The organism is Rhodococcus sp. P4_B6 (assembly GCF_056402215.1).
On sequence record NZ_JBFUHV010000007.1, the window covers coordinates 35,209 to 61,892 of the forward strand.

Sequence of the window (26,684 nt, forward strand, 5' to 3'; positions counted from 1 at the left end):
ATCGGCCTGTCAGGGAACGAACCGCACCTCGAACATGGCCGGCCAGTACTTTCCGGTGACGAGGAACCGGTCCGTTCCCGGGATCTGGGCGATGCCGTTGAGGACGTCGACGTCCCGAGGGCCGGGCGGAAGCGCGTCGCGGACGGCGGAGGCGTCGATCTCCGCGCTGACCCGCCCGTCCGACGGATCGATGCGGACGAGGGTGTCGGTGGTCCAGACGTTCGCGTAGATCGCGCCGTCGTCGGCGCATTCGAGTTCGTTGAGCCGGGAGACGGGGTTTCCGTCCTGCACCGCCTGCACGGTGCGCCGGGGCTCGAACGTGACCGGGTCGCGGAACGTGAGGGTGGGGGAGCCGTCGCTCGTGACCAGCGCGCCGGGCATTGCGCAGATGCCCCACCCCTCGCCGTCGAACGGGACCCGCCGCTGTTCGGCGAGCGTCGCGCGATCCCGGACGACGGCGACCCCGTCCCGCCACGTCAGCTGCCAGATCGTGTCACCGCTCACCGTGATGCCCTCGCCGAACAGCGGAGACGGCAGTTCGGCGCGCACCCGGACGGTGCCGCTGTCGAGGTCGGTGGCCTGCACCCAGGATTCGCCGGGGCGGCCGGTGCCCTCGAGCAGTTCGGTGCCGTCGATCTCGAGTCCCTGGGTGAACGCATTCGGGTCGTGGTCGGCGGTGCGGACGATCTCCGCGCGAAGGTCCGCGCCGGGCGCGCCCGACGCCACGGGGCTCTGCGGGGAGCATGCGGCGACCATCCACGCCACCGCGAGCAGGGCTGGGACGAGGTGCCTCCGGCCGGTCATCGGACCAGCATGACAGCCCAGGTGGGCACGCACTTGCGGTGGTGCGGCAAACTGGTGGTGTGAGTGTTGCTTCTTCCGACGAGCGCGCAGTGGCGCGTCCCGTACTGACCGACGCCGTCGAGCTCGCCCGGACCGCAGTGGTCGAACTGCAGGAAGGGGGAGTCGGCGACTATCTGGGCGTCACGTCCGAGGACGAGTGCGCCGCGACTCACCGTTTCGTTGCGGACCTTCCTGGCTACCGGGGCTGGCAGTGGGCGGTGGTGGTGGCCGCCGATCCCGAGTCGGACCGTGCCACCGTCAGCGAACTCGCCCTCCTCCCCGGACCCGATGCGCTGGTCGCACCCGACTGGATCCCGTGGGACCAGCGGATTCGCCCCGGAGACCTGTCCGCGGGCGATCTGCTGGCACCGCCGGCCGGTGACCCCCGCCTCGTGCCCGGCTATGTCGCGACGGGTGACCCCGAGATCGACGACGCCGCCCGCGAACTGGGCCTGGGCCGCAAGCAGGTGTTGAGCCTCGAGGGTCGCCTCGACGCCGCCCAGCGCTGGCACGACGGCGACTACGGCCCCGATTCCGAGATGGCCAAGGCTGCGCCGTCGACGTGCGGGCTGTGCGGTTTCTACCTCCCGCTCGCCGGGTCCCTGCACGGGGAGTTCGGCGTGTGCGGCAACGAGATGGCCGCCGACGGGCACGTCGTCGACGTGACGTACGGGTGCGGCGCCCACTCCGACACCCTGCTGCCCACGGGCGCCGGTTCGCCGCAGTACGACGCGTACGACGACGGCGCCGTCGAGGTCGTCGAGCGGTCCGCAACCGAGACGGGGGCCGGCACCGAGTCCGAGGCTGCCGCGGTCACCGAGGCCGAGGAATCCGCATCGACCAGCTAGCCGATCCTTTCGGCACCGCCGCCCTGAGGGATTCGACGCTCCTCGCGTGGCGCACGTCGCCCACCCGCCTGCGGGAGGACGCCGCGGCCGAATCCGATCTGGCCCGCGCCGGCTACCGCGACCGGCTCCTCACCGAGCTGGCGCAGAACGCGGCCGACGCCGCGGCCCGAGCCGAAGTGCCCGGAGAGCTGTCCGTGCACCTCGACGGACGGGTCCTCAGCGTGTCCAACACGGGCACACCGCTGGACGAGCCGGGAGTGCAGGCGCTGGTCGCGCTGCGGGCGTCGAACAAGTCCGGGGCCACCGTCGGCCGTTACGGCGTCGGCTTCACGGCGGTGCTGTCGGTGAGCGACGAGGTCGAACTGCGGTCGACGTCCGGTTCGGTGCTGTTCTCCGCGGGCCGTACCAGGGCGGAACTGCGGGACCTCGACGGCGCCGACCCCGGCGCGGGTGTGCCTGCTCTCCGGCTGGCGTGGCCCACCGTGAACCGCCCGGCCGCCGGTGCGGAGTCGGAAGTCGTGCTCACGCTGCGCGAGGACGTGGACGCCGAGTCGCTGCTCGCCTACATGGCCCGCGAAGCCCCCGACCTTCTGCTCGAACTCCCGGCGCTCGTCTCGATCACCGTGGGCGACAAGCAGTTCCGCCGACGCGAACGACCACTCGATTCCGGGTTGACCGAGGTCGCGATCGGCGACGACCGCTGGTGGCAGTACGAGTCCGGGCGGGCCCGCTGGCTCGTCCCGGTCCGGGACGGCGTCGTCGCACCCGTGACCGAGGATGTCCTGCGCGCCCCCACCCGGTCGGACGAGGAACTGTCGGTACCGGCGATCCTCGTCGCCGACATCGCCATGCAACCCGACCGCAGGCGCATCCTGCCCGGCGCCGCGATCGCCGAGTTGGCCACCGGATACGCCGAGTTCGTGGCCGCGGTGCCGCCCGATCAGCGACTGTCGCTGGTCCCCGTCCCCGCGTTCGCACGCAGCGAGGTGGACTCGGCGTTGCGCGACCATCTCGTCGCCGAACTCCGCGAGCACCCCTGGCTGCCGACCGTCGACGGCAAGGACAAGGCCCCGGGCCGGGCGTCGGTGGTTCCCGGGCTGACCGAGGAACTCGCGGAACTGCTCGCCGAGATCGTCGACGGCCTGGTCGTCCCGGATCTGTCCGGCCCCCGCTGGGCGCCTGCGCTCGCCGCCGTCGACGCCCACCGCCTCGGCCTGGCCCGCCTCACCGAACTGCTCAGCGGCGTCGAACGGGCACCGTCCTGGTGGCAGCGCCTGTACGCGGCGCTCGAACCGCTGGCCGTCGACGCCCTCGCGGCGGAGGAACTGGCGTCGATCCCGGTTCCGCTGTCCGACGGCCGCACGGTGACCGGCCCGCGAACGGTGTTGCTGGGTCACGACATCGACGGAGTGCTGGGTGTCGACTGGACGAGGCTCGTCCACCCCGACGCCGCGCACCCGCTGCTGTCGAGGCTCGGCGCGAAGACGGCCACGGCCGTCGACCTGCTCTCGGATCCGGCGTTGCGCGCCGAGATCGAGGACCTCGATCCCGACGACGCGGCAGCTGCCGAGGAACTCTCGGTCGCGGTGCTCGCGCTCGCAGGCCGCGTCGACCCGGGCGTCCTGCCGTCGTGGCTCGGCCTGCTGCCCCTGCCGGACGTCGACGGGGAGTTGCGCGGTGCGGACGAATTGCTGTTGCCCGGCGCGCCACTCGCCGAGGTCCTGGTGGATGACTCGCCGTTCGCGTGCGTGGACTCCGCGTTCGCGGAGCGGGTAGGGGAGGACGCTCTCCGCGCCGTGGGTGTCGGCTGGGGCTTCACCGTGCTGCGCGCCGAACTCCCCACCGGACCCGACCACGACCTCGACGACGAGGACCGCTGGTGGGACACGCTCGACGACGACCCCGACGTGATGGGGGCGGTGCGCGACCTGGATCTGGTGGACGAGGACCGCTGGCCGCAGGCGCTGACGATGCTCGCCCGGGACCCGGCGACGCGTCCGTTGCTCGCCGACCGCGCCGGGTACACGGCCTGGTGGCTGCGTCACAACGCCGAGTCGGACGGCCAGGTGCTCGGTCTGCTCCGCGACCCCGCCGACGAGACGTTCGCCGGACTGCTCGACCCCGTCGAGCACCCGGAATCCGCCGTGTTCGCCGCCGCACTGGCCCCCGCGACGGTCGACTCTCCGGAACTCGCGCAGCTACTCCTGGACCGGCTGGCCGACCCGGATCGCGAACCGTCCCCGGCGGTGATCGCGCGGGCCCACAGCCTGCTCGCGGCGGCCGCGGCCGGGCACCTCCTCGACCTCGAGGACCTTCACCTGCCCGAACACGTGCGCGGACTGACGGGCGCCCTGGTCGACCCCGCCGACGCGCTGGTGCTGGACGAACCGTGGCTGGCCGCCGCGGTGCCGCGCGAGCGCCTGGTGGTCGGGAGCCTGGACACCGCCGAGTCCCTCGCCGATCTGCTGGACGTCCCGCTCGCCTCCACCGCGATCCGCGGCACCGTCACCGGCTCCGGACGGGAATCCACGTGGGATCGCGAACCCGCCGCAGTCCTCGCCTTCGCCGCACTCGGCCGCGACCTGCCCCGCGGGCCCGTCGTCGTCCATCCCCGGCTCACGGTGAAGCTCACGGGTGCCGTCGACGCCGAGATCGCGGTTCCGTGGTGGGTGGACGAGCAGGGCACAACCCATTGTTCCGAGTCGTGGGCCGAGGGCACGTGGGGCGCCGCCGGTGTCGTTTGACCAGAGCATCCTCGACAGCGCGGTCGAGGAGCGCACACCCTGGCTTGTGGACGTCGTCACCGTCATCACGCACAGCGGCGGAACGGTCGCCGCCTGGATCGTGTCCACCGTCCTGACAGTGGCCCTCCTGCTGCAGGACCGTCGTCGGGAAGCCGTCCTCGTCGCCGGCGCGATGCTGTCCGGTCTGGCCGTGATGACCGCGCTCAAGAATCTGTTCGAGCGGCAGCGTCCCCCACTGCCGGATCGGCTGGTGGAGATCTCGTCGTTCTCGTTCCCGTCCGGTCACGCGATGATGACCGCGATCCTCGCGAGCGTGCTCGTCGCCGTCGTGCTCCGGGACGTGCTGGTGCGGCACGTCCGGATCACGCTCGTCTTCCTGCTGGTGCTGTACCCGCTGGCGGTGGGGCTGTCGCGCGTCTACCTCGGCGCGCACTGGATGACCGACGTCCTCGCCGGGTGGGCCTTCGGCGCGCTGTGGGCGGCATTCTGGATCCTGCTGACCCGCACCCGACCCCGCCGCAGCCAGGCCTAGGACTGCATCACTCGAGCAGTCCCTGCTGCATCACTCGAGCAGTCCCTGCTGTGCCCCGCGGCTGCCGCGCCGCGCGGCCCGCCGCTGCAACGCGAACAATCCGTACCCGAGGAATCCGACGACGACACCGGCTATACACGTCGGAAGCGCATCCGACCACCGGTCGCCCGTGACGATCACCACGACCATCGCGACCGCCCACAGAGTGGTTCCCAGAATCAGCGCAGGTCGCGGGTCGGCGAGGCGCTGAGTGAGGGGTCGGCGATCTGCGGTTTCGTTCACCGAATGAACGCTACCCTCGCCGTGGTGCCCTAATCTCCAAGGGCGACGCGCGACTTCTGGCGATGGGGACTGAACAATGGGTGCTGCTCCGAAACTGCTCGACAACTACTTCAAGATCACCGAGCGTGGTTCGACGGTAGGCGCGGAGATTCGCGGCGGTGTGGTGACGTTCGTCGCGATGGCGTACATCGTGGTGCTGAACCCGCTCATCCTCGGCAGCTTCTCCCCGGACGACGCCGTCGCCAAGACGGACGTCCTCGGCAACATCCTCCCCGTGAACCAGGTGGCCGCGGTCACAGCCCTGGTGGCGGGACTGATGAGCATCGTGTTCGGGGTCGTCGCCAACTACCCCTTCGCGATCGCGGCGGGCCTCGGCATCAACAGTCTCCTCGCCGTCACCATCGCGCCGCAGGTCACCTGGCCCGAGGCGATGGGTCTCGTCGTGATCGACGGTGTCATCATCGTCGTGTTGGCGCTCACCGGTTTCCGGACGGCCGTCTTCAATGCCATTCCCGCCGAGCTGAAATCCGCCATCGCCGCCGGTATCGGCATGTTCATCGCGTTCATCGGTCTCGTCGACGCCGGGTTCGTGCGGCGCATCCCCGACGTCGCGGGCACCACCGTCCCCGTCGGCCTGGGCATCAACGGATCGATCTCGTCCTGGCCGACCGTGACGTTCGTGTTCGGTGTGCTGCTGATGGGTGTCCTGGTGGTGCGCAAGGTGCGCGGAGGACTGCTGATCGGCATCGTCGTCACCACCGTGCTGGCCGCGATCGTCGAGGCCGTCGCGGGCGTCGGACCGTCGCTGGGCGTGAACCCCTACGGCTGGAATCTCAGCGTTCCGGCCGCTCCCGATGTGCTGGCGGAACTTCCGGATCTCAGCCTCGTCGGCGACGTCAGCATCTTCGGGGCGTTCACCCGCATCGGCGTGCTCGCGGCCAGCCTGCTGGTGTTCACGCTCGTGCTCGCCAACTTCTTCGACGCCATGGGCACGATGACCGGGCTCGGCAAGGAGGCAGGCCTGACCGACGAGGACGGCAACCTTCCCAACATCGGACGGGCCCTCGTCGTCGAGGGCACCGGCGCGATCGTCGGCGGCGGGGCCTCCGCGTCGTCCAACACGGTCTTCGTGGAATCCGCTTCGGGTATCGCCGAGGGCGCCCGCACCGGACTCGCGAATGTGGTGACGGGACTGCTGTTCCTGGCCGCGATGTTCCTGACCCCGCTGTATTCGGTGGTGCCGATCGAGGCGGCCGCGCCCGCGCTGGTCGTCGTCGGCGCGATGATGATCGGCCAGGTCCGGGACATCGACTTCACGAAGTTCTCGATCGCGTTGCCCGCGTTCCTCACCATCATCGTCATGCCGTTCACGTACTCGATCGCCAACGGCATCGGYGTCGGATTCGTCTCGTGGGTCGTGCTCAATGCTGCGAGCGGTGGTATCAAGAAGATTCACCCGTTGATGTGGGTGGTGGCGCTTCTGTTCGTGGCCTACTTCGCGGTCGGTCCGATCACCGACGCAGTAACGTAAACGGCGGCCGATCGGTCCCGTATTGTCATTCCCGTGACCACGGATACGCGAGCACTCGCCAGCGACCTCTCCCTGGCTGTCGTGCGCCTCACGCGTCACCTGCGTGGGCGCCGCGTCGACGCCCAGGTATCGCTGACCCAGCTGTCGGCACTGGCCACCCTCGCCCGCGACGGCGCCATGACGCCGGGCAATCTCGCGGCCCGCGAGAAGGTGCAGCCGCCGTCGATGACCAGGGTCATCGCGTCGCTGGTCGAACTGGGACTGGTCGAGCGGGCACCGCATCCCACCGACGGACGCCAGATCATCGTCACGCTGTCGGACGCCGGTCACGCGCTGATCGCCGACGAGACGCACGCCCGCGAGGCGTGGATGAACGAGCGGCTGTCCGGGCTCGACGAGTCTCAGCTGAAGACTCTCCGCGACGCGGTCGGCATCATCACGTCCATCGTCGCCGACTCGGAGTGAACCGCCACAGCTGATCGGCAGCTGCCCAGCAGTACAACGGCATTCGGCTCCCCGGAACCTGGGTAGGTATCCGTTCCCGCGATATCGCGGAGCAAATCATCTGCCGGAGAACGCAATCGGAATCCCCGGCGGTCCGGCCACCGAGGCGCGCACAGGGGCAGGTCGAAGGCGTTCCGGTGGCGGGAGCAAGATGGAAGGGTGCCGCCCGAACCCGAGACCACCGCCCCAGACCAGCCGAAGACCGGCATGTTCGCCGCACTCCGCACCCGGAACTACCGGTTGTGGGCGTCGGGGCAGATCGTCTCCCTCGTCGGCACGTGGATGCAGCGGGTGGCGCAGGACTGGCTGGTCCTGACGTTGTCGAACGGCAACGCCCTCGCGGTCGGGATCGTGATGGCACTGCAGTTCGGCCCGACCCTGTTCCTGTCCGTGTGGGGCGGCGTCCTCGCCGACCGGTACGACAAGCGGCGCATCCTCATCGCGACACAGGTGTCGATGGCGTTGTGCGCGCTGGTGCTCGGCCTGCTCGACGTCGGCGGACTGGTCGCCCTGTGGCACGTCTATCTCATCGCGTTCCTGATGGGCTGCGCGTCCGCGATCGACGCGCCGGCGCGGCAGTCGTTCACGATCGAGATGGTCGGCAAGGACTCGCTGCCCAACGCCATCGCGCTGAACTCCATGACGTTCAACACGGCCCGCATCATCGGCCCGGCGATCTCCGGTGTGCTCATCACCCTCATCGGCACGGGCTGGGTGTTCCTGCTCAACGTGGGCACGTTCACCGGTGTGCTGATCGCACTGCTGATGATGAACGCCCGCGACCTGTTCACGGCACCCCAGGCGGAACGCGGGAAGGGGCAGGTCCGGGAGGGTTTCCGCTACGTGTGGAGTCGCGCCGACCTGCGGGTGCTGATGGTGGCGATCTTCATGGTGTCCACGTTCGGTCTGAACTTCCCGATCAGTCTCGCCGTTCTCGCCCGCAACACGTTCGATCGCGGTGCGGACGCCTACGGACTGCTGTCGACCACGCTCGCCGTGGGCACGCTGGCCGGCGCCACGATCGCCGCGAAACGCACGACCCCGCCCCGGCTGCGCACGTTCCTCGGGGCCGCCGCCGCATTCGGGGCGTTCGAGATCCTGGTCGGGGTGATGCCCACCTATGCGCTGGTGGCGATCATGCTCGTCCCGACCGGTGCGTTGACCCTGACGTTCACGACGGCGGCGATGAACATCCTGCAGATGTCCGTGCCGTCCGAGATGCGCGGCCGGGTGATGGGTATCTACATGCTCTGTTTCCTCGGCGGCACCCCGCTGGGCAGTCCCGTTCTGGGGTGGCTGGCCGACGTCCTCGACCCCCGCGCACCGCTCGTGATCGGCGGCGCGATCTCCCTGGTCAGCGGCATCGGCGCGGCTCTGTACCTGATGCGGCACCAGCGGGTGTGGATCACGGTGCGCAGACCGGACGCCGGCCGCCACCTCCCGGTGATCGAACTGCGCAACGCGCTCGAACCGCGCCCCGTCGTGGTCTGCGACGCCACCGAACAGGCCGTGGAGGCCAGCCGCGACCCGCGGTCCTGACGGCCCGGGCCGTTCAGACGCCGACCGCCGTCGCCACGGCCCGCCGGGTCAGCACTCTCGCGAGGTGGGTGCGGTACTCGGCGTCGGCGTTGCCGTCGGTGACGGGGTCGGTGCCCTCGGCGGCGTGCTCGGCCGCCGCCCGGATCGACTCCGGGTCCGCGGCCTTGCCGACGAGCGCGTCCTCGACGCCGCGAGCGCGCACCGGAACCGACCCCATGTTGGTCAGCGCCACCCGCGCCTGCCGGATCGTGCCGCCGTCCACCTGGATCGTCGCGGCCACCCCCACGATCGACCAGGCCTCCGCCACCGTGTTGAACTTCTCGTACCGCGCCTCCCAGCCGGTGTGCTTCGGGATCCGCACGTCCACGAGGATCTCGTCCGGTCGCAACGTGGTGGTGTAGTAACCCTCGAAGAAATCGGCGACCGGAATGGTCCGTCTGCCCGCGGGGCCCACCACGGTGAGGGTGGCGTCGAGGGCCAGCGCGGGTCCGCACAGGTCACCCGCCGGATCGGCATGCGCGAGAGCGCCGCCCAGCGTGCCGCGGTGCCGGATCTGCGGATCGGCGACGGTGCGGCTCGCCTCGACGAGCAGCAGCGCGTGCTCCTGGACGAGCGGGTTGCGGATCACGTCGTAGTACGTGGTCATCGCGCCGATCACGACGCTGTCCCCGTCCTCGCGCACGCCGCGCAACTCGCCGATCCGTCCCAGGTCGACGAGGGTGCTCGGCGAGGACAACCGCAGCCGCAGGACCGGCAGCAGACTCTGCCCGCCGGCGAGGATCTTGGCGTCCTCGCCGGCCTCGGCGAGCGCGGCCACCGCCTGGTCGACGGAGGTCGGGGCGACGTAATCGAAGCTCGACGGAATCATCGGGCACCTCCCTGGGCGGTGTGGACGGCACGCCAGACCCGCATCGGCGTCAAGGGCATCTCGATGTCACGCACCCCGAACTGCCGGACCGCGTCGAGGGCGGCGTTGACGACGGCCGGGGTGGACGCGATCGTCCCCGCCTCGCCGACCCCCTTGACGCCCAGCGGGTTACCGGTGGCGGGGGTCTCGGTGCGGCCCGTGGTGAACGACGGCAGATCCGCTGCCGACGGAACCGAGTACTCGGCGAACGAACCCGACAGCAGGGTGCCGGACTCGTCGTACACCGCCTCCTCGTACAGGGCTTGCGCGATGCCCTGCGCGAGCCCGCCGTGCACCTGCCCCTCCACGATCAGCGGGTTGACCACGTGCCCGATGTCGTCGACGCACACGTAGGAGCGGATGCCGACCTTCCCGGTCTCGGTGTCGACCTCCACCGCGCACAGGTGCGTGCCGTGCGGGAACGAGAAGTTCTCCGGGTCGTACGCCGCCTCGGAGTCCAGGTTCGGCTCCACACCGTCGGGTAGATCGTGCGCGGCGAACACCGCGAGCGCGACGTCGGCGATGCCGACCGCCTTCTCGGTGCCCTTCACCCGGAACCGGCCCTCGGTGAACTCGAGATCGTCCTCGGCGCATTCCATCAGGTGCGCCGCGATGGGTCTGGCCTTGGCGATCACCTTCTCGGCGGCTTTCACCACCGCGATCGCACCGACCGCCAGCGACCGGGATCCGTACGTGTCCATCCCACGCGGCGACGTCTGGGTGTCGCCGTGCAGCACCTCGACGTCCTCGAACGGAACCCCGAGTTGATCCGCGACCACCTGGCTCCACGCGGTCTCGTGGCCCTGGCCGTGGGCGGAGGAACCGGTGACCACCTCGACCTTGCCGGTGGGCAGCATCCGGATCGCCGCGTGTTCCCACCCGCCGGCCCCGTAGGCCAGCGCGCCGAGAGTGCGCGACGGCGCCAGACCGCACATCTCGGTGAACGTGGACACCCCGATGCCCAGTTGCACCGGGTCCTTCCGCTCGCGGCGCTCCGCCTGTTCGCGGCGCAGCCCGTCGTAGTCGAACAACTCCCGTGCCTGCGCGGTAGCGGCCTCGTAGTTGCCGGAGTCGTACGTCAGGCCCGCGACGGTGTCGAACGGGAACTCCTCGTGGGTGATCCAGTTCTTCGCCCGCAATTCCAGTGGGTCGAGCGACAACTCGGTCGCGAGTTCGTCCATCATCCGTTCGATCGCGAACGTCGCCTCCGGTCGCCCCGCCCCGCGGTACGCGTCGGTGGGCACCTTGTTCGTGAACACGTTGGTGCACGTGAAGTGATACGCCGGGAACTTGTAGATGCCGTTGAACATGAACGCGCCCAGGATCGGCACCCCCGAGGTCACCAGCCGCAGGTACGCGCCCATGTCGGCGAGCAGTTCCACCTTCATGCCGGTGACGGTGCCGTCGCGGCGGGCGGCCAGCGTCAGCTTCTGGATCTGGTCGCGACCGTGATGGGCCGCGAGCATCGATTCGCTGCGGGACTCGGTGTACTTGACCGGCTTGCCGAGTCGCCGCGCGACGAGCAGCGCGATGACTTCCTCGGGCGTCACCTGCAGTTTGCCGCCGAAACCGCCGCCGACGTCCGGTGCGACGACGCGCAGTTTGTGCTCCGGGATGTCGAGCGTCATCGCGAGCATGAGCCGCAGGATGTGGGGGATCTGCGTGGCCGACCACATGGTGATCTGCGCGCCGGTCGGGTCGACCACCACCGAGCGGGGCTCCATGAACGCCGGGATGAGCCGCTGCTGCCGGAACGTGCGTTCGACGAGTACCTCGGCGTCGCGGATGGCCTGCTCCACGTCGCCGCCGGTGCCGGCCTCCGCGGAATCGAACGTCCAGGTGGCGCTGACGTTCGTCCCGAGATCGGGGTGCACGAGTTCGGCGCCGTCGGCGGCCGCGGACGCGAGGTCCAGCACGACCGGCAGGTCGTCGTACTCGACGTCGATCGCCTCGAGTGCGTCGTGCGCCTCGTAGGCGCTGCGCGCCACCACGACCGCTACGGCCTCGCCTGCGAAGTTCACCCGGTCGACCGCGAGGGACGGGGCGGGCGGCGACTTCATGTCCGGGGTGATCGGCCAGGCGCACGGCAGGCTGCCCTGTTCGTCGGCGAGGTCGGCGCCGGTGAGGACGGCGACGACTCCGGGCAGGTCGCGGGCGGCGGAGGTGTCGATTCCGGTGATGCGGGCGTGCGCGAACGGGCTGCGCAGGATCGCCAGGTGCTGCATGCCGGGCAGGACGAGGTTGTCGGTCCAGCGGGTGCGGCCCGTGATCAGGTGTTCGTCTTCCTTGCGTGTGCGGGCCTTGCCGATTTCCGGTTCGGCGGTGGCGGTCATCGCACACCTCCCTGCGCGGTGTCGGTCTTCGCGTCCTTCGGTGTCTCGGCGGTGCTGCCGCCGCGCAACCGCTGCGCCGCGTCCTGGACCGCGCTGACGATGTTCTGGTATCCGGTGCAGCGGCACAGGTTGCCTTCCAACCCCAGCCGCACCGTCCGCTCGTCCGGGTCGGGTTCCTCGGCGAGCAGGTCGAGGGTCTGCATGATCATGCCGGGTGTGCAGTAGCCGCACTGCAGGGCGTGGTTGTCGCGGAACGCCTGCTGTACGGGGTGCAATTTCCCGTTGCGGGACAGGCCCTCGATGGTGAGGATGTCGCCGCCGTCGGCCTGCACGGCGAGCACCGAGCAGGACTTGACGCTGTGACCGTTCAGATGAACGGTGCACGCCCCGCAGTTCCCGGTGTCGCAGCCGATGACGGTGCCGACCTTGCCGAGCCGGTCCCGAAGATAATGGACGAGGAGTAGTCGTGGTTCCACGTCGTCCGTGTATGCCGTTCCGTCGACGGTGACGGTGATGCGCATCGCGCCTCCAAAGCCGAGAGCCTCAGGTGATACGTCCTACTCTGCGCCGACCGGGCCCGAACAACACCCGGAATCGGGGAACCGCTTCCGGATCGGTCACGTCCGGCGCGCCACCTCGAGCAGTTCCTGCAGCGTCGCGAGACTGTGGCCGGCGAGGAGCCGGTCGATATACGGCAGCGCGGCGACGATCCCGGACTGCACCGGTTCGTACCCGTCCGCGCCGGCGTGCGGATTCACCCACAGCACGGCGTGGGCAAGCCGGCGCAGCTGAGCCATCTGCTCCGCGAGCAGGGTCGGGTCGCCGCGCTCCCAGCCGTCGGAGAAGATCACCACGACGGCGCCGCGGGCCACGCCGCGGCGCCCCCAGCGGTCCAGGAATGCGCGCAGCGTCTCGCCGAGGCGGGTGCCGCCCGCCCAGTCGGGCACGGCCCGGCTCGCGGCGGCCAGTGCCACTTCCGGGTCGCGGACCCGCAGCGCCCGGGACAGCCGGGTCATCCGGGTGCCCAGCGAGAACACCTCGGTGCCCGCCGGATTGCTCCGCGCGACGACGTGACCGAACCGCAGGAGCGCGTCGGCGTACGGGCTCATCGATCCGGACACGTCGATCAGCAGTACCATCCGGCGCGGCCGGGTGGCCTTGCGGTGGTGGCTCGGCCGCACCGCTTCGCCGCCCGCCGCGAGCATGCCCCGCACCGTCCGGCGCGGATCGACGGCGCCCCGGCGGGCGGGACGCATCCGGATGGCCGGGCGGGTCGGGGGCCGCGGGCGCAGGGTGGCGATCAACTCGGCGAGGTGCGCGCGCTCGGCCGCGGTGAGGTCGGCGATGTCCCGGTGGCGCAACACCTCGGCGTCGTCGGCCGCGACCCGCAGCCGCGGCGCGTCCCCACCGGCGTCGCCGCCGTCCGTCGAAGTCAGGGCGGCGGACCTGGCCCGGCGCGGCTGCTCCCCGGACCGCGGCGTGTGCAACGGGACGGTACCGCCGAACCAGCCCTCGAACGCCGAGTCGTACCGCGGGATGTCGTCGGGACCGCGGCACAGGGTCGCGCGCCCCGCCCAGTACACCTGACTCGGATCGCTTACATCCACCTGGCGGAGGGCCCGGATGAACGCGGCGACGGCGTCCGACGCGACCGGCAGTCCCGCCGCCGCGAGGGCGTGCGAGAACCCGGCGAACCCCACCAGCGGGTCGCCGGCGTCCGGGGTCGCGGGCACGGTGCTCACCCCGCCAGGAGCCGGTCCAGTCCCGCCCGGGCCACGCGTTCGAGGTCCTCGCGGTACTTGAGGACGGCGCCGAGCGTCGCGGCTGCGGTTTCCGCGTCCAGCACGTCCCGATCGAGTTCCTGCAGTGCGCGCGCCCAGTCCAGCGACTCGGCCACCCCCGGCGGCTTGAGCAGTTCCATCTCGCGCAGGGAGTGGACGGCGTGCGCGACCTGGCCTGCGAGTTCGGCCCCGATGCCGGGGATGCGGCGGCGCAGGATCTCGACCTCCCGCGCCAGATCCGGGTGTTCGAGCCAGTGGTACAGGCAGCGGCGTTTGAGGGCGTCGTGCACCTCGCGGGTGCGGTTGGACGTGAGCACAACGAGCGGCGGTGTCGCTGCCCGCACCTCGCCGAGTTCGGGGATGGTGACGGCGTTCTCGTCGAGGACCTGCAGCAGGAACGCCTCGAACTCGTCGTCGGCGCGGTCGATCTCGTCGACGAGCAACACACACGGGGCTTCGGTGAGGGCACGCAACAGGGGGCGCGCCAGCAGGAACCGCTCGGTGTACAGGGAGCGTTCGACGGCGTCGGCCTCGAGGGATCCGTCGCTCGCCGCCTCCAGCGTCCGCAGGTGCAGCAGCTGCCGCGGGAAGTCCCAGTCGTAGAGCGCCTGCGCGGCGTCGATTCCCTCGTGGCACTGCAGCCGGATCAGCGGCAGGCTGAACGCCTCCGACAGCGCGGCCGCGAGCGACGTCTTGCCGGTGCCGGGTTCGCCCTCGCAGAACAGGGGCCGTCCCATACGTATCGCGAGGAACGCGGCCATCGCGACGCCGTCGTCGGCGAGGTACCCGGTGGCGCCCAGCGCCCGCGCCAGTTCCGCGGGCGAACCGACCGTCGGCGTGGAATCACTCACGTCCGCGAGCCTAGATCAGTGCCCACGCCCCGGTACCCGACTCGGGCAACGGTGCACGCCGTCAACCATCCGGCTCCACTCGGCCGCGGTCCTCACTCAACCGCCGGAACATCGCGGTGGCGCCGAACCTCGCGGCCACCCGCTCGGCGAGTCCCGGCGCGATCTGCGCCAGGGCGAGCAGGGGGCGGATCGGTGCTCCGCTCTCGACGACCTCGGGCAGGTCCCGCCGAATCGCCCGGATCACGGTGGCGGCGACCTTGTCGGTGCTGGTCTCGCCGGCCATCCGGCCGGCCCTGATTCCGCGTTCGGTCATCCGCTGGTACATGCCGTCGCCCGCGATGAACCCGGGGCACACGACGGAGAAGCCGACCGGTGCGCCCGCATATTCCGCGCGCAGCGACTGGGTGAGACCGATCAGGCCGGCCTTCGTCGCGGCGTACGGCGCGCAGTACGCCGGACCGATCTTCGCTGCCAGCGACGACACGAACACCACGTGACCGCGACCGCGGTCGAGCATCCCGGGAAGCGCCCGGCGAGTGAGAAGCATTGGTGCGGTGAGGTTTACGTCGACCATGGCGGTGAGCTCGGCGGGGTCGAGCCGGGTGAACGCCGAGACGTTCTCCACTCCGGCGTTGTTCACCAGGAGGTCGAGGGGGCCGACCGCCGCCTCGGCGCGCTCGATCAGCGCATCGAGCAGGTCCAGTCGATTCAGGTCTCCGGGCACGGCCTCGGCGCGCACACCGAGCGCACGCAGTTCCACCACGAGTTCCGCGAGTCGGTCCTCACGCCGGCCGGACACGGCGACGGCGACACCCTCGCGCGCCAGGGCCCGGGCGACGACGCGACCGAGACCGCCGGAGGCGCCGGTCACCAGAGCCGTGCGTCCGTGCAGGTGCTTCATTCCTTCGAGCTTTCGCGCCCCGCGGAGGGGAGTCAACGCTGTGACGCCGCGCATACGGCAATATGGACCGGTGGTTCACGTCATCGACATAACAGATCCGGCCGATACCAGGCTGGACGACTTCCGCGATCTCAACTCCTCGGACCGGCGGCCCGATCTCCCCGAGGGTAAGGGCCTGGTGATCGCGGAGGGTGTGCTGGTGGCGCAGCGACTGCTGGCGTCCCGGTTCGACCCGATCGCGCTGCTCGGCGTCGATCGGCGGCTGGAGGAACTGGCCGACGACCTCGACGGCGTGGACGTGCCGTTCTATCGGACGACGGCGGACGTCATGGCCGAGGTCGTCGGGTTCCACCTCAACCGGGGTGTGCTCGCGGCGGCGCGTCGCCCGGCACCCCTCGAACTGGCGGATGTGCTCGAGCACTCCCAGACGGTCGCGGTGCTCGAGGGTGTGAACGATCACGAGAACCTGGGCTCGATGTTCCGCAACGCCGCGGGGCTCGGCGTCGACGCCGTGGTGTTTGGCAAGGGGTGTGCCGACCCGCTGTACCGCCGGGCGGTCCGGGTGTCGATGGGGCACGTCCTCCGGGTTCCGTTCGCGCACGTGACGAAGTGGCCGCACGATCTGGAAGCGTTGCGGGAGCGGGGGTTCCAGCTGATCTCGCTGACCCCGAACCCTGAGGCGGTGACGCTGGCGGAGGCGATGACAGGGGAGAAGGTGGCGCTGCTGCTGGGCGCGGAAGGGCCGGGCCTCACCGAACACGCCATGCGCGCCACGGACATTCGTGCCCGCATCCCGATGGCACCCGGAACGGACTCACTCAATGTCGCGACGGCGGCGGCGATGGCGTTCTACGAGCGCGTCCGCACGGGCCGGTGAGAATCCTGGACCCTCATTCCCCGTATCCGCCGCCGACGGGAACACCGTGGTTCACCGGACTTCTCGTGGCAGCGTTCGCCGCGGCGGTGGTGGCCGTCGCGATCATGGCGTTCGGCTCGCAGCTCGCCCGGATCAATCCCGCGCTCGCGGTGTTCCTCGAACTCGTCGTGGTGGCCGGGGTCGCGCCGTCGGTGTGGCGACTGCGCCGGGCACCGGTGTGGCGGTGGCTGGTGTACGGCGCCGCGGCCGGAGTTCTCGCGGGCTGGTCGGCGCTGCTCGTCGGTGCCGCCTGACTCCCGCGGGCGTCAGAAGCCGAAGTAGCGGCGGAGCAGTCCGCCCTTGCGGGCGGCCGGCGGCGGAGCGGGCGTGGTAACGGGTTCGGGGGCGGGGTGTTCCACCTCGGCGGGTTGTTTTACCTCGGCGGGAGGCTCGACCGCCGGACCTTCGCCGGGCGGGTGGACGGTGAAACCGAGTACGGTGATCTTTTTCGGGTCGATCTCGGTGCCCTGGGGGGCGCCCGTGTACCGGAAGTTCAGCCATTCCCGGTTGGCACCCTCGGCGAACTGCTGCGGGTGGAACGGCAGCGACTGTGGGTCGGGCAGCACGCCCGGCGGATGTTCGAGCGGGAAGTCGCCCGCCCAGAACGGTCTCTCCCACACCAGGGGGATGCCGAGGTCCTCGTGAATGTGGACCGGCGTGGCGCTGAACGCGCGGGTGAGGTGCCCGTCCTCCCACATCGCGAACGAGCCCCACGCGATGTCGGGCTTGGATGCGATGTAGTACGTCTTCGCGGATTCGGTGGGCCGGACGCGTGTTCCGGGCAGGGTCGACGGCCGGGGAACGGCCAGATCGGGCCCGCACACGACGGTGATGCCGGGGTAGGAACCGATGTGCACGGTCCCCGCGGCGTCGAGTCGCGCGGCCTCGGCCAGCGGAACCGGGCCGGTGGGGGTGGCCGCCAGGCCGGGATAGAGGCGGGCGGTGAGTCGCCGCGCCGCAGCGAGGTCAGGCTCGGGGTGATGTCGCAGAACAGCCGCAGGGTCGGGGACGTCGACGTACCAGATCGTTGATACCTTGGCCCCCACGGTCATCCCCCTCTTCCGAAGTCTTCCTGAAAGAGTACGACCCCGACCGGGTTCCCGGCCTGCTTACCGCGCCGACGGTCAGCGTCCGCTGCTGCGGACACCGAGCAGGACGTCGTCCCAAGAGGGGAGTGCGGGTTTGCCGCGCTTGTCCTTGTTGTTCGTCTGGTGCGGGGCGATCTTGGGTGCGGCCGGCTCCTCGGGCGAAGCGGGCTCGTCCTCGGGCTCCTCGGTGACGTCGGCCTCGATGATCTCCTCGGGCTCGATCGTCGGCACCTCCACCTCGGTGGGGAACTCGGCGAGTTCGAGCTGTTCCGGTTCGTCGGACGCCACCGGCGCCAATCCGCGCAGCGGACGGCCGAAGTCGGGGTCGATCAGGTCGAAGGCGGTGTCGTCGAGGGCGACGATGGTGCCACCGTGCGCGTCCGGTTGATACCGCCAGTGCGCCGCGTTGGTGGTCCGCCCGGCCTGCCACTGCAGCTGGGCGACCCAGTGATTGTCCTCGTCGCGCCACGCGTCCCACGCGGCGTCGTCGATGTTGTGTCCCCGCGCGCGGAACGCCTGCGTGACGATCTCGGCGAGAGTGGGAACGGCGGGGCCGTTGTCGCGCACCGGGTGTCCGCCCTGCGCCATCTCGGCCGCACGGGAACGTTCGAGCAGAACGGGATACGCGAAGCGCTCCACCTTCGCCAGGGGGATACCGGCCTCGTCGGCAACCTGTTCGACGGAGGCGCCGGCACGGATGCGGGCCTGGATTTCGCGGGGCCTGAGCTGACTGTCCATTTCGATCTCAATCTGGCCGAGTCGAGCGATGTCCCCGCGGGATGCAGCGCGGAGTTTGTCATCGGCGGGAAGCCGGAATTTTTCGCCGGTACTGGCATCTGCGCACACGACGTGCGAACCATCGGGCTCGAGACCGATCACTCGAAGCTCTCGCACGTTGACCTCCTTATCGCGCCGGCTCGCGACTCTGCGCCCCGGCAACTGTAATTCATTCGTGACAGCCCGCGCGGCAGGACACGCGCGGGTAAATCCCGTTCCGGCGTCGGGTGCGCGCTACGCTTCCTCGTTTCCCGATCGATCCGTCCTGCGGGGTGCGCGCTGCCTCGTGCGGGTGACCTGGACGGGGGCGATCACGCTGGAGAACTCCGTCGGGATCGGCCTCCAGGACCGCGCCGCGGCGCGCATACTGATCGACACAGCCCGGCAACGGGGCGTCGGAACAGAAGTGGATCTGAGTCGATGAGCCAGAGCGATGTCGACGACGTGGACCTTGCCCACCTGCGGCGGGCTATCGAACTCGCCGACGAGACGGGGGACGCGGGCAACAGGCCGTTCGGTGCGGTCGCGGTCGGCGCCGACGGTCACGTGATCAGTGAGGGCGCCAACTCCGTGGCGACGTCCGCCGACGTCACCGAGCACGCGGAACTCGACGCGATCACCACCGCCTGCGGTGAAGGCCGAACGGGCGACCTGGTCGGCGCCACCATGTACGCGAGTGGTGAGCCGTGCCCGATGTGCAGTGCGGCGATGGTGTGGGCCGGGATCACGCGGGTGGTCTACGCGGCCTCGTCCGCGGACTTCTCCCGGATTCTCCCCGACGGACCGCGGTTCACGCTGGGCTGCGCCGACGTGCTCGATGCGGCGAGCGTCGAGATCCAGGTGAGCGGGCCGCATCTCGGCGACGAGGCGCTCGCGCCGTTCCACCGCTTCCTCGACACGGACTGACCCCGAGACGCCGTCAGCCCCCGGCACTTCGGTGCCGGGGGCTGACGGGTGCAGGTGCCGGGTCTCAGCCGAGCTGCGAGACGACCCAGTCGATGCTCTTCGTGAGCTGCGAGACGTCCTCGGGATCGATCGCCGGGAACATGCCGACACGCAGCTGGTTGCGGCCCAGCTTGCGGTACGGCTCGGTGTCGACGACGCCGTTGGCCCGCAGGATCTTCGCCACCTGGGCGGCGTCGATCTTGTCGTCGAAGTCGATGGTGCCGACGACCTGCGAGCGGTGCGCGGGATCGGTGACGAACGGTGTGGCGTAGTCGCTGGCCTCGGCCCACTGGTACAGGCGCGAGGACGAATCGGCGGTACGCGACGTGGCCCAGTCGAGACCGCCGTTGCCGTTCAGCCACTCGATCTGGTTGGCGAGCAGCAGCAGCGTCGCGACCGCGGGCGTGTTGTACGTCTGGTCCTTGGAGCTGTTGTCCACGGCGATGGGCAGCGACAGGAAGTCGGGGGTCCAGCGACCCGAATCCTTGATCTCCGCGACCCGCTCGAGCGCCTTCGGGCTCATCAGCGCGATCCACAGGCCGCCGTCGGCGGCGAAGCACTTCTGCGGCGCGAAGTAGTACACGTCGGCGTCGGCGACGTTCACCGGCAGACCGCCGGCGCCGGAGGTGGCGTCGATGGCGATGAGCGCGTTCTCCGAGCCCGCGGGACGCGAGACGGGGATCGCGACACCCGTGGACGTCTCGTTGTGCGCCCAGCCGATGAGGTCGACGGACGGATCGGAGACCGGTTCGGGCGCGCTGCCCGGGTCGGCGGAGACGACGATCGGGTCACCGATGAACGGGTTGTTCTTCGCGACCGACGCGAACTTGGAGCTGAACTCGCCGTTCGTGAGGTGCAGCGACTTCTCCCGGATCAGGCCGAATGCGGCCGCATCCCAGAACGCGGTGGTGCCACCGTTGCCGAGCACCACCTCGTAACCCTCGGGCAGGGAGAACAGATCGGCGAGGCCGGACCGCACGCTGGCGACGACGTCCTTCACGGGCTTCTGGCGGTGGCTGGTGCCGAACACCGAGGCGCCCACCTCGACCAGCGACTGCAGCTGTTCGGGGCGAACCTTGGACGGTCCGCAGCCGAACCGTCCGTCGGCGGGCAGGAGGTCTGCGGGGATGATCGGTGTGGAGGTCATCGCTACTTTCTGTTCCTTACTGATTCAGGCGGGGGAGACGGTCAGCTGGTGTGGGCGATCTGGTCCCAGCCCTCGACGGACTCGGGGGTGCGGGGTGCGGGCCCGGTGTAGATGGCGGCGGGGCGGACGAGTTTGCCGAGGCGTTTCTGCTCGAGGATGTGGGCGCACCAGCCGGCGGTGCGGCCGCAGGTGAACATCGCGGGCATCATGTGCGCCGGGACCTCGGCGAAGTCGAGGATGACCGCGGCCCAGAATTCGACGTTCGTCTCGATGGCCCGGTCGGGGCGGCGTTCGCGCAGTTCCGCGAGGGCGGCCTGCTCGAGGGCGGCGGCCGCCTCGTAGCGGGGTGCGTTCAGGCGCTTGGCGGTGGCGCGGAGCACCCGGGCGCGGGGGTCTTCGGCGCGGTAGACGCGGTGCCCGAAGCCCATCAGCTTTTCCTTGCGGTCGAGGATTCCCTTGACCAGGGCGCGGGCGTCGCCGGACTTCTCGGTGTCCTCGATCATCGGCAGGACGCGGGCGGGGGCGCCGCCGTGCAGCGGGCCGGACATGGCGCCGATGGCCCCGGACAGGGAGGCGGCGACGTCGGCGCCGGTGGAGGCGATGACGCGGGCGGTGAACGTGGAGGCGTTCATGCCGTGTTCGGCGGCGGAGACCCAGTAGGCGTCGATGGCGGCGACGTGGGCGGGGTCGGGGTCGCCCTTCCAGCGGACCATGAACCGTTCGGTGACGGTTTTCGCCTCGTCGATCCGTCTCTGCGGGACGGCGGGCTGGTAGATGCCGCGGGCGGATTGGGCGACGTAGGACAGGGCCATGACGGAGGCGCGGGCGAGTTGTTCGCGGGCGGTGTCGTCGTCGATGTCGAGGAGGGGCTGGTATCCCCAGATGGGGGCGAGCATCGCGAGGCCGGCCTGGACGTCGACGCGGACGTCGCCGGTGTGCACGGGCAGGGGGAAGGGTTCTGCCGGGGGCAGTCCGGGGCCGAAGCGGCCGTCGACGAGCAGGGCCCACACGTTGCCGAAGGTGACGTGCCCCTCGACGAGTTCTTCGATGTCGACGCCGCGGTAGCGCAGGGCGCCGCCGTCCTTGTCGGGTTCGGCGATGTCGCTGGTGAACGCGACCACGCCTTCCAGTCCGCTGACGAAATCGTCCGGTATTGCCGCGCTAGCTGACATAGCTCGTGGACTCTCCTCGTTCGAGTGCCCCCGGTCAGAGCGGCACTGTCTCGGCGTTCGACAATTGCGCTGGGCGTGCATGCGGGATGGGCAGGCACCCTCGTCCGCGCAATCGACTTGCCGTCCCCGGGCATCGCACGATCGCGGCTGCAATCCGAGGGGACGGGTTCGGTCCCCAAAACTTTAGCCGGTGTCACCGGAGAGTTGATCAGTGCATACCCGGGAGTAGCGTTCTCGGCTGTGTCTCCAGATGCAGAACACCCGAAACCGGTGAACAAGGACCTCGCGGCCATGCGCGTCGGTTACGCACACCAGGGCGCCGACGGAGCGTATATCGACTCCGATCTGGACGCCGACCAGCTGAGCGACGGCTGGCTTCCCCTGATGCGCGGGTGGCTCGAGGACGCTGTGGAGTCCGGGGTCCCCGAACCCAACGCGATGACCCTCGGAACCGTCGACGAGCACGGACACCCGTGCACCCGCACCGTCCTCTGCAAGGGACTGAGTGCCGACGGTGTGCTGTTCTTCACCAACTACGACTCGGACAAGGGCCGCCAGCTGGAGTCGGTGCCGTACGCGTCGGTGACGTTCACCTGGGTGCCCGTCGCCCGGCAGATCACCGTCCGCGGCCCGGTCGAGCGCGTGAGTGCCGAGGTCACGGACGAGTACTGGCACAGCAGGCCCCGCGGATCCCGGCTGGGGGCGTGGGCGTCCGAGCAGTCGCGACCGATCGGTTCACGGGCCGAACTGGACGCCGCGCTGCTGCACGCGGCGGAGCGTTTCCCCGTCGACGTCGACATCCCGGTGCGGCCGGACTGGGGCGGAATCCTGATCCGCCCCGCTGTCGTGGAGTTCTGGCAGGGCCGCGCCAACCGGATGCACAACCGCATCCGGACGTCGCTGGTCGACGGCTCGTGGACGGTGGAGCGGCTGCAGCCGTGACGACCGGGGAATAGTGAGCATGGGAAACGAGCTAAGGGAAGAATGACCGACACCGTCACCGAGAAGAGGAAGCGGCGGCTGCTCGCCGACACGGCGCCGCTGCAGAACCGGGACTACCGGCGCCTGTGGGCGGCCGGGATCGTGACGGTGATCGGCGGACAGCTCAGCGTCGTCGCCGTGCCGCAGCAGGTGTACGAGATCACCCGTAGCTCGGCGTACGTGGGACTGACCGGTGTCTTCGCGCTGGTACCGCTGGTCGTGTTCGGACTGTGGGGCGGCGCGCTCGCCGACGTCATGGACCGGCGGAAACTGCTGACGATCACCACCGTCGGACTCGGTGTTACGGCGGTGCTTTTCTGGGTGCAGGCGGCGCTCGGCCTGAACAACGTGTGGCTGGTGCTCGGACTGCTGGGTCTGCAGCAGGCATTCTTCGCGGTCAACCAGCCGACCCGCAGCGCGATCATCCCGCGGCTCATCCCGGTGGAACAGCTGCCCGCGGCCAACTCGCTCAACATGACGGTCATGCAGTTCGGCGCCATCGCCGGACCGTTGCTCGCCGGGGTCATGATTCCGGTGGTCGGGCTGTCGACGCTGTATCTCGTCGATTCGATCGCCCTCCTGGCCACCCTGTGGGCGGTACTCCGGCTGCCGGCCATCCCGCCGACGGGGGAGTCCCGGCGCGCCGGGCTGCGCGAGGTGTTCGACGGGTTCGCTTACCTCGCCACCCAGAAGGTGCTGCTCGCGTCGTTCGTCGTCGACATCATCGCGATGGTGTTCGGTATGCCGCGGGCGTTGTTCCCGCAGATCGCGCACGACACGTTCGGCGACCCGGCCTCCGGCGGTGTGGCGCTCGGCCTGCTGTTCGCGGCGATGTCCGTCGGTGCGGTGGCCGGCGGCGTGTTCTCCGGCTGGCTGCCGAGGGTCCGGCGTCAGGGCCGCGCCGTGATCGTGTGCATCGCGCTGTGGGGTCTGGCGATGGTGGGCTTCGGCGTCGTCGTGGGACTCGCCTCACCCGGCGGCAGTCCCGCCCTGTTGTGGATCGCTCTGGCGTTCCTCGCGTTCGGCGGCGCCGTCGACATGGTCTCCGCGGCGTTCCGCAGCACCATGCTCCAGCAGGTCGCCACGGACGAGATGCGCGGACGACTCCAGGGCGTCTTCATCGTCGTCGTCGCCGGGGGTCCGCGGATCGGCGACGTCCTGCACGGCGCAGCGGCCGCGGCGGTCGGAACGAGCGTCGCCGCGGCCGGTGGCGGCGTCCTCGTCGTCATCGGCGTGGTGATCGCCGCGCTCGCGTTCCCGGCGCTGATGCGGTACAAGGCCACGCGCTAGGTTCCCGTGCGCCATCACATATCTCGTGCAGATCTCGTGCACACTGAAATGCATGGGTGAATCGCAGTCGTCGAAGACGGACAGGCCTGCCGCGGCTGGATTCGAGATCCGGGGCGGCGGCTACCGGGCCGGTATCGCGGCCACCGGTGCCGGACTCCGGCTACTCGAACGGGACGGTCCGGACGGGCCGATGGCGCTCACCGAGACGTGGGACCTCGGCACCCGGCCCCCGCTGTCGGCCGGGCTGATCCTCGCGCCGTGGCCCAACCGGATCCGCGACGGCCGGTTCGCCTTCGACGGCATCGACCATCAGCTCGAGATCACGGAGCCGGGGTTCGCCAACGCGAGCCACGGATTCGTCCGTCGCCGGGACTGGCGTGTCGTCAATCACGCCGACGACCGCATCGAGTTGTCGATCGACGTCGGCCTCCACAAGGGGTGGCCGTACCCGCTGCGGCTCACCGTCGACTACGTCCTGGGCGACGACGGCCTGACCGTGACGCACACCGCCACCAACACGGGAGCCATCCCGGCGCCGTTCGGGATGGGTTTCCACTCTTACGTCCGCGCCGGCGACTTTCCCCTCGACGAGTGCACGCTGCGCCTGTCGGCAGGCACCCGGCTGCCGCTCGACGAGCGGATGCTGCCCAGCGGCGGTTCGCAGGCCGTCGCGGGCACCGACTACGACTTCACCAGCCCCCGGACGCTGGCGGGTGTGGCCCTCGACACCCCGTTCAGCGCACTGGATGTGGACGTGGACGGCAGGTCGCGGCACGAATTGCGCGCACCGGACGGCACCGGAACGGTCCTGTGGGCGGCCCGGGAGTTCGGTTGGCTGCAGGCGTTCGTCGCGGATCCCGACGCGGGCAAGTCGTACCCGGGCCGCGGCCGGGCGCTGGCCCTGGAACCGATGACGTGCCCGCCGGATGCGTTCAACTCCGGAATCGATCAATTGGTGCTCGCTCCGGGACAGCAGTGGACCGGTGTGTGGGGCATGTCGGCGCGGGGGTCGTAGCGGTTCGATTTTCGACCGCCGGGTGCCCACTTGGTGAGACGGTGTAACACCGGTCGCGGTCCGGCCGATACGTCCGGCGGGGGTTCTTCCGTCGCGGCCGACGGTCTTTGTGCCAGCCTCTGTACTTCCCTCACTGCACCGGGTGCCACGGCGTGCGTTCTTCGCCGTCCTCGGCATCGGTGCAGGTAACGAGGCCAGTCCAGTCCCGGGCAACTGGCCCTCACGGATTCCGCTCCCGCGCCGTGCGGGCAAATCGGACACTCGACCAACCCGTTCGCCGACCCTTCCCCGAGGTCGCCACGCATCCCGCGGGGAGGCCGCGTCACGGCCCCTGAGCGGACCCGCCTTCGGCAGGCAGGCCAGAGTGGGGCTAGTTTCTACCTGAATGAAGTTGTTACTCATTGGTTTGAGCTTGAGAGGGATGCTTCGTGCCTGACAATGACACAAAGCCCACGCTTACCTACCCTGGTGGTGAGCACACGATGTCCATTGCCAGGGCAACCGAGGGCAATGACGGTATCGAACTGGGCAAGCTGCTCGCCAGCACCGGGTACACCACCCTGGACCCGGGTTTCGTCAATACCGCCTCCACCAGCTCCGCGATCACCTATATCGACGGTGAGAAGGGGATCCTCCGTTACCGCGGATACCCGATCGAACAGCTGGCCGAGAAGTCGACTTTCATCGAGGTCAGCTACCTGCTGATCTACGGTGAGCTGCCCACTCCGGCGCAGCTGGAGTCGTTCACCGACCGGATCCGGCGCCACACGCTGCTGCACGAGGACCTGAAGAGGTTCTTCGACGGGTTCCCCCGGAACGCGCACCCGATGCCGGTGCTGTCCAGCGCCGTCAACGCGCTGTCCGCGTACTACCAGGACTCCCTGGACCCGGCCGACCCGGAACAGGTCGAACTGTCGACCATCCGTCTTCTCGCGAAGCTGCCGACCATCGCCGCCTACGCGTACAAGAAGTCCGTCGGGCAGCCGTTCCTGTACCCGGACAACTCCCTGAACCTCGTCGAGAACTTCCTCCGGATGACGTTCGGCTTCCCCGCGGAGCCCTACGAGATCGATCCCGAGATCGCCAAGGCACTCGACATGCTGCTGATCCTGCACGCCGACCACGAGCAGAACTGCTCCACGTCGACGGTCCGCCTGGTCGGCTCCTCCGACGCCAACCTGTTCACCTCGATTTCCGGTGGCATCAACGCACTCTGGGGCCCGCTGCACGGCGGCGCCAACCAGGCGGTGCTGGAGATGCTCGACGAGATCAAGGCCAGCGGCAGCAACGCAGGCGACTTCGTCCGCAAGGTCAAGAACAAGGAAGACGGCGTGAAGCTCATGGGCTTCGGGCACCGCGTCTACCGCAACTACGACCCGCGCGCCGCGATCGTCAAGCAGACGGCACACACCATCCTCGACAAGCTCGGCGGCGACGACGAACTGCTCGAGATCGCGATGGCTCTCGAAGAGGCGGCGCTGACCGACGACTACTTCGTCGAGCGCAAGCTGTACCCGAACGTCGACTTCTACACGGGTCTGATCTACCGCGCCATGGGCTTCCCGACGCGCATGTTCACCGTTCTGTTCGCCATGGGCCGCTTGCCCGGGTGGATTGCACACTGGCGCGAGATGCACGAAGATCCCGCTACGAAGATCGGCCGTCCGCGCCAGATCTACACCGGCTACACCGAGCGTGACTACAAGGACGTCACAGGTCGCTGATCGCGAACACCTGTGCCGAACCATAGAGCCCTC

General features: G+C 69.8%; 26 protein-coding genes. 13 read left to right on the forward strand and 13 right to left on the reverse strand.

Features of this window, described 5'->3' with window-relative positions; genetic code table 11:
- Nucleotides 1–9 precede the first annotated feature (9 nt).
- Nucleotides 10–804 (reverse strand): glutaminyl-peptide cyclotransferase, encoded by a 795-nt coding sequence (locus AC1DWT_RS04950; protein WP_072944829.1) that lies wholly within the window; start codon nucleotides 802–804, stop codon nucleotides 10–12.
- 38 nt (nucleotides 805–842) lie between these two features.
- Between AC1DWT_RS04950 and AC1DWT_RS04955 the strand changes: the two genes are divergently transcribed.
- Nucleotides 843–1,691: a DUF3027 domain-containing protein gene (locus AC1DWT_RS04955; RefSeq protein ID WP_206014831.1), complete on the forward strand. Its 849-nt coding sequence runs from the start codon at nucleotides 843–845 to the stop codon at nucleotides 1,689–1,691.
- Here AC1DWT_RS04955 and AC1DWT_RS04960 read toward each other — a convergent pair.
- Nucleotides 1,688–1,891: a hypothetical protein gene (locus AC1DWT_RS04960; RefSeq protein ID WP_072944825.1), complete on the reverse strand. Its 204-nt coding sequence runs from the start codon at nucleotides 1,889–1,891 to the stop codon at nucleotides 1,688–1,690. The genes AC1DWT_RS04955 and AC1DWT_RS04960 overlap by 4 nt on opposite strands.
- On the opposite strand from AC1DWT_RS04960, the gene AC1DWT_RS04965 reads away from it, so the two are divergent.
- Together AC1DWT_RS04965 and AC1DWT_RS04970 are read left to right on the forward strand one after the other, a co-directional pair.
- Nucleotides 1,868–4,435, forward strand: a complete 2,568-nt coding sequence (locus AC1DWT_RS04965; RefSeq protein WP_477919912.1) for an ATP-binding protein — start codon at nucleotides 1,868–1,870, stop codon at nucleotides 4,433–4,435. The two genes, AC1DWT_RS04960 and AC1DWT_RS04965, sit on opposite strands and share 24 nt — an antisense overlap.
- Nucleotides 4,425–4,967 carry a phosphatase PAP2 family protein gene (locus AC1DWT_RS04970; protein WP_072944822.1) on the forward strand — a complete coding sequence of 181 codons (543 nt, stop codon included), beginning with the start codon at nucleotides 4,425–4,427 and terminating at the stop codon, nucleotides 4,965–4,967. The genes AC1DWT_RS04965 and AC1DWT_RS04970 overlap by 11 nt, the downstream gene beginning before the upstream one ends.
- A 30-nt stretch (nucleotides 4,968–4,997) precedes the next feature.
- Here AC1DWT_RS04970 and AC1DWT_RS04975 read toward each other — a convergent pair whose 3' ends face one another.
- Nucleotides 4,998–5,249 (reverse strand): DUF2530 domain-containing protein, encoded by a 252-nt coding sequence (locus AC1DWT_RS04975; protein WP_072944820.1) that lies wholly within the window; start codon nucleotides 5,247–5,249, stop codon nucleotides 4,998–5,000.
- 76 nt (nucleotides 5,250–5,325) lie between these two features.
- Here AC1DWT_RS04975 and AC1DWT_RS04980 point away from each other — a divergent pair, with 76 nt between their 5' ends.
- From AC1DWT_RS04980 to AC1DWT_RS04990, 3 genes are all read left to right on the forward strand, one after another.
- A complete protein-coding gene (locus AC1DWT_RS04980) occupies nucleotides 5,326–6,780 on the forward strand; it encodes an NCS2 family permease (protein WP_095863375.1) in 1,455 nt (484 codons plus the stop codon).
- Nucleotides 6,781–6,813: 33 nt separating this feature from the next.
- Nucleotides 6,814–7,245 carry an Rv0880 family HTH-type transcriptional regulator gene (locus AC1DWT_RS04985; RefSeq protein ID WP_072944816.1) on the forward strand — a complete coding sequence of 144 codons (432 nt, stop codon included), beginning with the start codon at nucleotides 6,814–6,816 and terminating at the stop codon, nucleotides 7,243–7,245.
- A gap of 246 nt (nucleotides 7,246–7,491) precedes the next feature.
- Nucleotides 7,492–8,823 carry an MFS transporter gene (locus AC1DWT_RS04990; RefSeq protein WP_477919973.1) on the forward strand — a complete coding sequence of 444 codons (1,332 nt, stop codon included), beginning with the start codon at nucleotides 7,492–7,494 and terminating at the stop codon, nucleotides 8,821–8,823.
- 13 nt (nucleotides 8,824–8,836) lie between these two features.
- Here the strand turns inward: AC1DWT_RS04990 and AC1DWT_RS04995 are convergent, their stop codons facing one another.
- The 6 genes from AC1DWT_RS04995 to AC1DWT_RS05020 form a co-directional block, all read right to left on the reverse strand.
- Nucleotides 8,837–9,691, reverse strand: coding sequence for an FAD binding domain-containing protein (locus tag AC1DWT_RS04995; protein WP_072944814.1), 855 nt, complete (start codon nucleotides 9,689–9,691; stop codon nucleotides 8,837–8,839).
- On the reverse strand, nucleotides 9,688–12,063 hold the full coding sequence (locus tag AC1DWT_RS05000; protein ID WP_477919915.1) for a xanthine dehydrogenase family protein molybdopterin-binding subunit: 2,376 nt from the start codon (nucleotides 12,061–12,063) through the stop codon (nucleotides 9,688–9,690). The genes AC1DWT_RS04995 and AC1DWT_RS05000 overlap by 4 nt, the downstream gene beginning before the upstream one ends.
- Nucleotides 12,060–12,584 (reverse strand): (2Fe-2S)-binding protein, encoded by a 525-nt coding sequence (locus tag AC1DWT_RS05005; protein ID WP_072944810.1) that lies wholly within the window; start codon nucleotides 12,582–12,584, stop codon nucleotides 12,060–12,062. Before AC1DWT_RS05005 ends, AC1DWT_RS05000 begins: the two co-directional genes overlap by 4 nt.
- 96 nt (nucleotides 12,585–12,680) lie before the next feature.
- Complete coding sequence (locus AC1DWT_RS05010) at nucleotides 12,681–13,796, reverse strand: vWA domain-containing protein (protein WP_095863627.1); 1,116 nt, start codon at nucleotides 13,794–13,796, stop codon at nucleotides 12,681–12,683.
- Between the two features lie 5 nt (nucleotides 13,797–13,801).
- Entirely contained in the window at nucleotides 13,802–14,695 is an 894-nt protein-coding gene (locus tag AC1DWT_RS05015) for an AAA family ATPase (protein ID WP_387490578.1), read from the reverse strand.
- A 61-nt stretch (nucleotides 14,696–14,756) separates the two neighbouring features.
- Nucleotides 14,757–15,596: an SDR family NAD(P)-dependent oxidoreductase gene (locus AC1DWT_RS05020; RefSeq protein WP_477919917.1), complete on the reverse strand. Its 840-nt coding sequence runs from the start codon at nucleotides 15,594–15,596 to the stop codon at nucleotides 14,757–14,759.
- A 70-nt stretch (nucleotides 15,597–15,666) separates the two neighbouring features.
- On the opposite strand from AC1DWT_RS05020, the gene AC1DWT_RS05025 reads away from it, so the two are divergent.
- On the forward strand, nucleotides 15,667–16,473 hold the full coding sequence (locus tag AC1DWT_RS05025) for a TrmH family RNA methyltransferase (protein WP_072944806.1): 807 nt from the start codon (nucleotides 15,667–15,669) through the stop codon (nucleotides 16,471–16,473).
- A 2-nt stretch (nucleotides 16,474–16,475) separates the two neighbouring features.
- Nucleotides 16,476–16,766 (forward strand): DUF2537 domain-containing protein, encoded by a 291-nt coding sequence (locus AC1DWT_RS05030; RefSeq protein ID WP_095863628.1) that lies wholly within the window; start codon nucleotides 16,476–16,478, stop codon nucleotides 16,764–16,766.
- A gap of 12 nt (nucleotides 16,767–16,778) precedes the next feature.
- Here the strand turns inward: AC1DWT_RS05030 and AC1DWT_RS05035 are convergent, their stop codons facing one another.
- Nucleotides 16,779–17,564, reverse strand: a complete 786-nt coding sequence (locus AC1DWT_RS05035; protein WP_477919919.1) for a DUF6928 family protein — start codon at nucleotides 17,562–17,564, stop codon at nucleotides 16,779–16,781.
- Nucleotides 17,565–17,636: 72 nt separating this feature from the next.
- Nucleotides 17,637–18,494 (reverse strand): septation protein SepH, encoded by an 858-nt coding sequence (sepH, locus tag AC1DWT_RS05040; protein ID WP_072944804.1) that lies wholly within the window; start codon nucleotides 18,492–18,494, stop codon nucleotides 17,637–17,639.
- Between the two features lie 303 nt (nucleotides 18,495–18,797).
- Between sepH and AC1DWT_RS05045 the strand changes: the two genes are divergently transcribed.
- Nucleotides 18,798–19,283: a nucleoside deaminase gene (locus AC1DWT_RS05045; RefSeq protein ID WP_015888807.1), complete on the forward strand. Its 486-nt coding sequence runs from the start codon at nucleotides 18,798–18,800 to the stop codon at nucleotides 19,281–19,283.
- Between the two features lie 64 nt (nucleotides 19,284–19,347).
- On the opposite strand, the gene serC is transcribed toward AC1DWT_RS05045, so the two are convergent.
- Both serC and AC1DWT_RS05055 read right to left on the reverse strand, forming a co-directional pair.
- Complete coding sequence (gene serC, locus AC1DWT_RS05050) at nucleotides 19,348–20,469, reverse strand: phosphoserine transaminase (RefSeq protein WP_477919921.1); 1,122 nt, start codon at nucleotides 20,467–20,469, stop codon at nucleotides 19,348–19,350.
- A gap of 41 nt (nucleotides 20,470–20,510) precedes the next feature.
- Nucleotides 20,511–21,641 carry a citrate synthase 2 gene (locus AC1DWT_RS05055; protein WP_477919922.1) on the reverse strand — a complete coding sequence of 377 codons (1,131 nt, stop codon included), beginning with the start codon at nucleotides 21,639–21,641 and terminating at the stop codon, nucleotides 20,511–20,513.
- 270 nt (nucleotides 21,642–21,911) lie between these two features.
- On the opposite strand from AC1DWT_RS05055, the gene pdxH reads away from it, so the two are divergent.
- The 4 genes from pdxH to AC1DWT_RS05075 all read left to right on the forward strand — a co-directional run bounded on the left by pdxH (nucleotide 21,912) and on the right by AC1DWT_RS05075 (nucleotide 26,651).
- Entirely contained in the window at nucleotides 21,912–22,583 is a 672-nt protein-coding gene (gene pdxH, locus AC1DWT_RS05060) for a pyridoxamine 5'-phosphate oxidase (protein ID WP_083395616.1), read from the forward strand.
- A gap of 42 nt (nucleotides 22,584–22,625) precedes the next feature.
- Nucleotides 22,626–23,912 (forward strand): MFS transporter, encoded by a 1,287-nt coding sequence (locus AC1DWT_RS05065; protein ID WP_477919924.1) that lies wholly within the window; start codon nucleotides 22,626–22,628, stop codon nucleotides 23,910–23,912.
- A 52-nt stretch (nucleotides 23,913–23,964) separates the two neighbouring features.
- On the forward strand, nucleotides 23,965–24,927 hold the full coding sequence (locus AC1DWT_RS05070) for an aldose 1-epimerase family protein (protein ID WP_477919926.1): 963 nt from the start codon (nucleotides 23,965–23,967) through the stop codon (nucleotides 24,925–24,927).
- Between the two features lie 428 nt (nucleotides 24,928–25,355).
- The gene (locus AC1DWT_RS05075) at nucleotides 25,356–26,651 is read left to right on the forward strand and encodes a citrate synthase (protein WP_072944795.1); all 1,296 of its coding nucleotides are present in this window, start codon (nucleotides 25,356–25,358) and stop codon (nucleotides 26,649–26,651) included.
- Nucleotides 26,652–26,684: the final 33 nt, after the last annotated feature.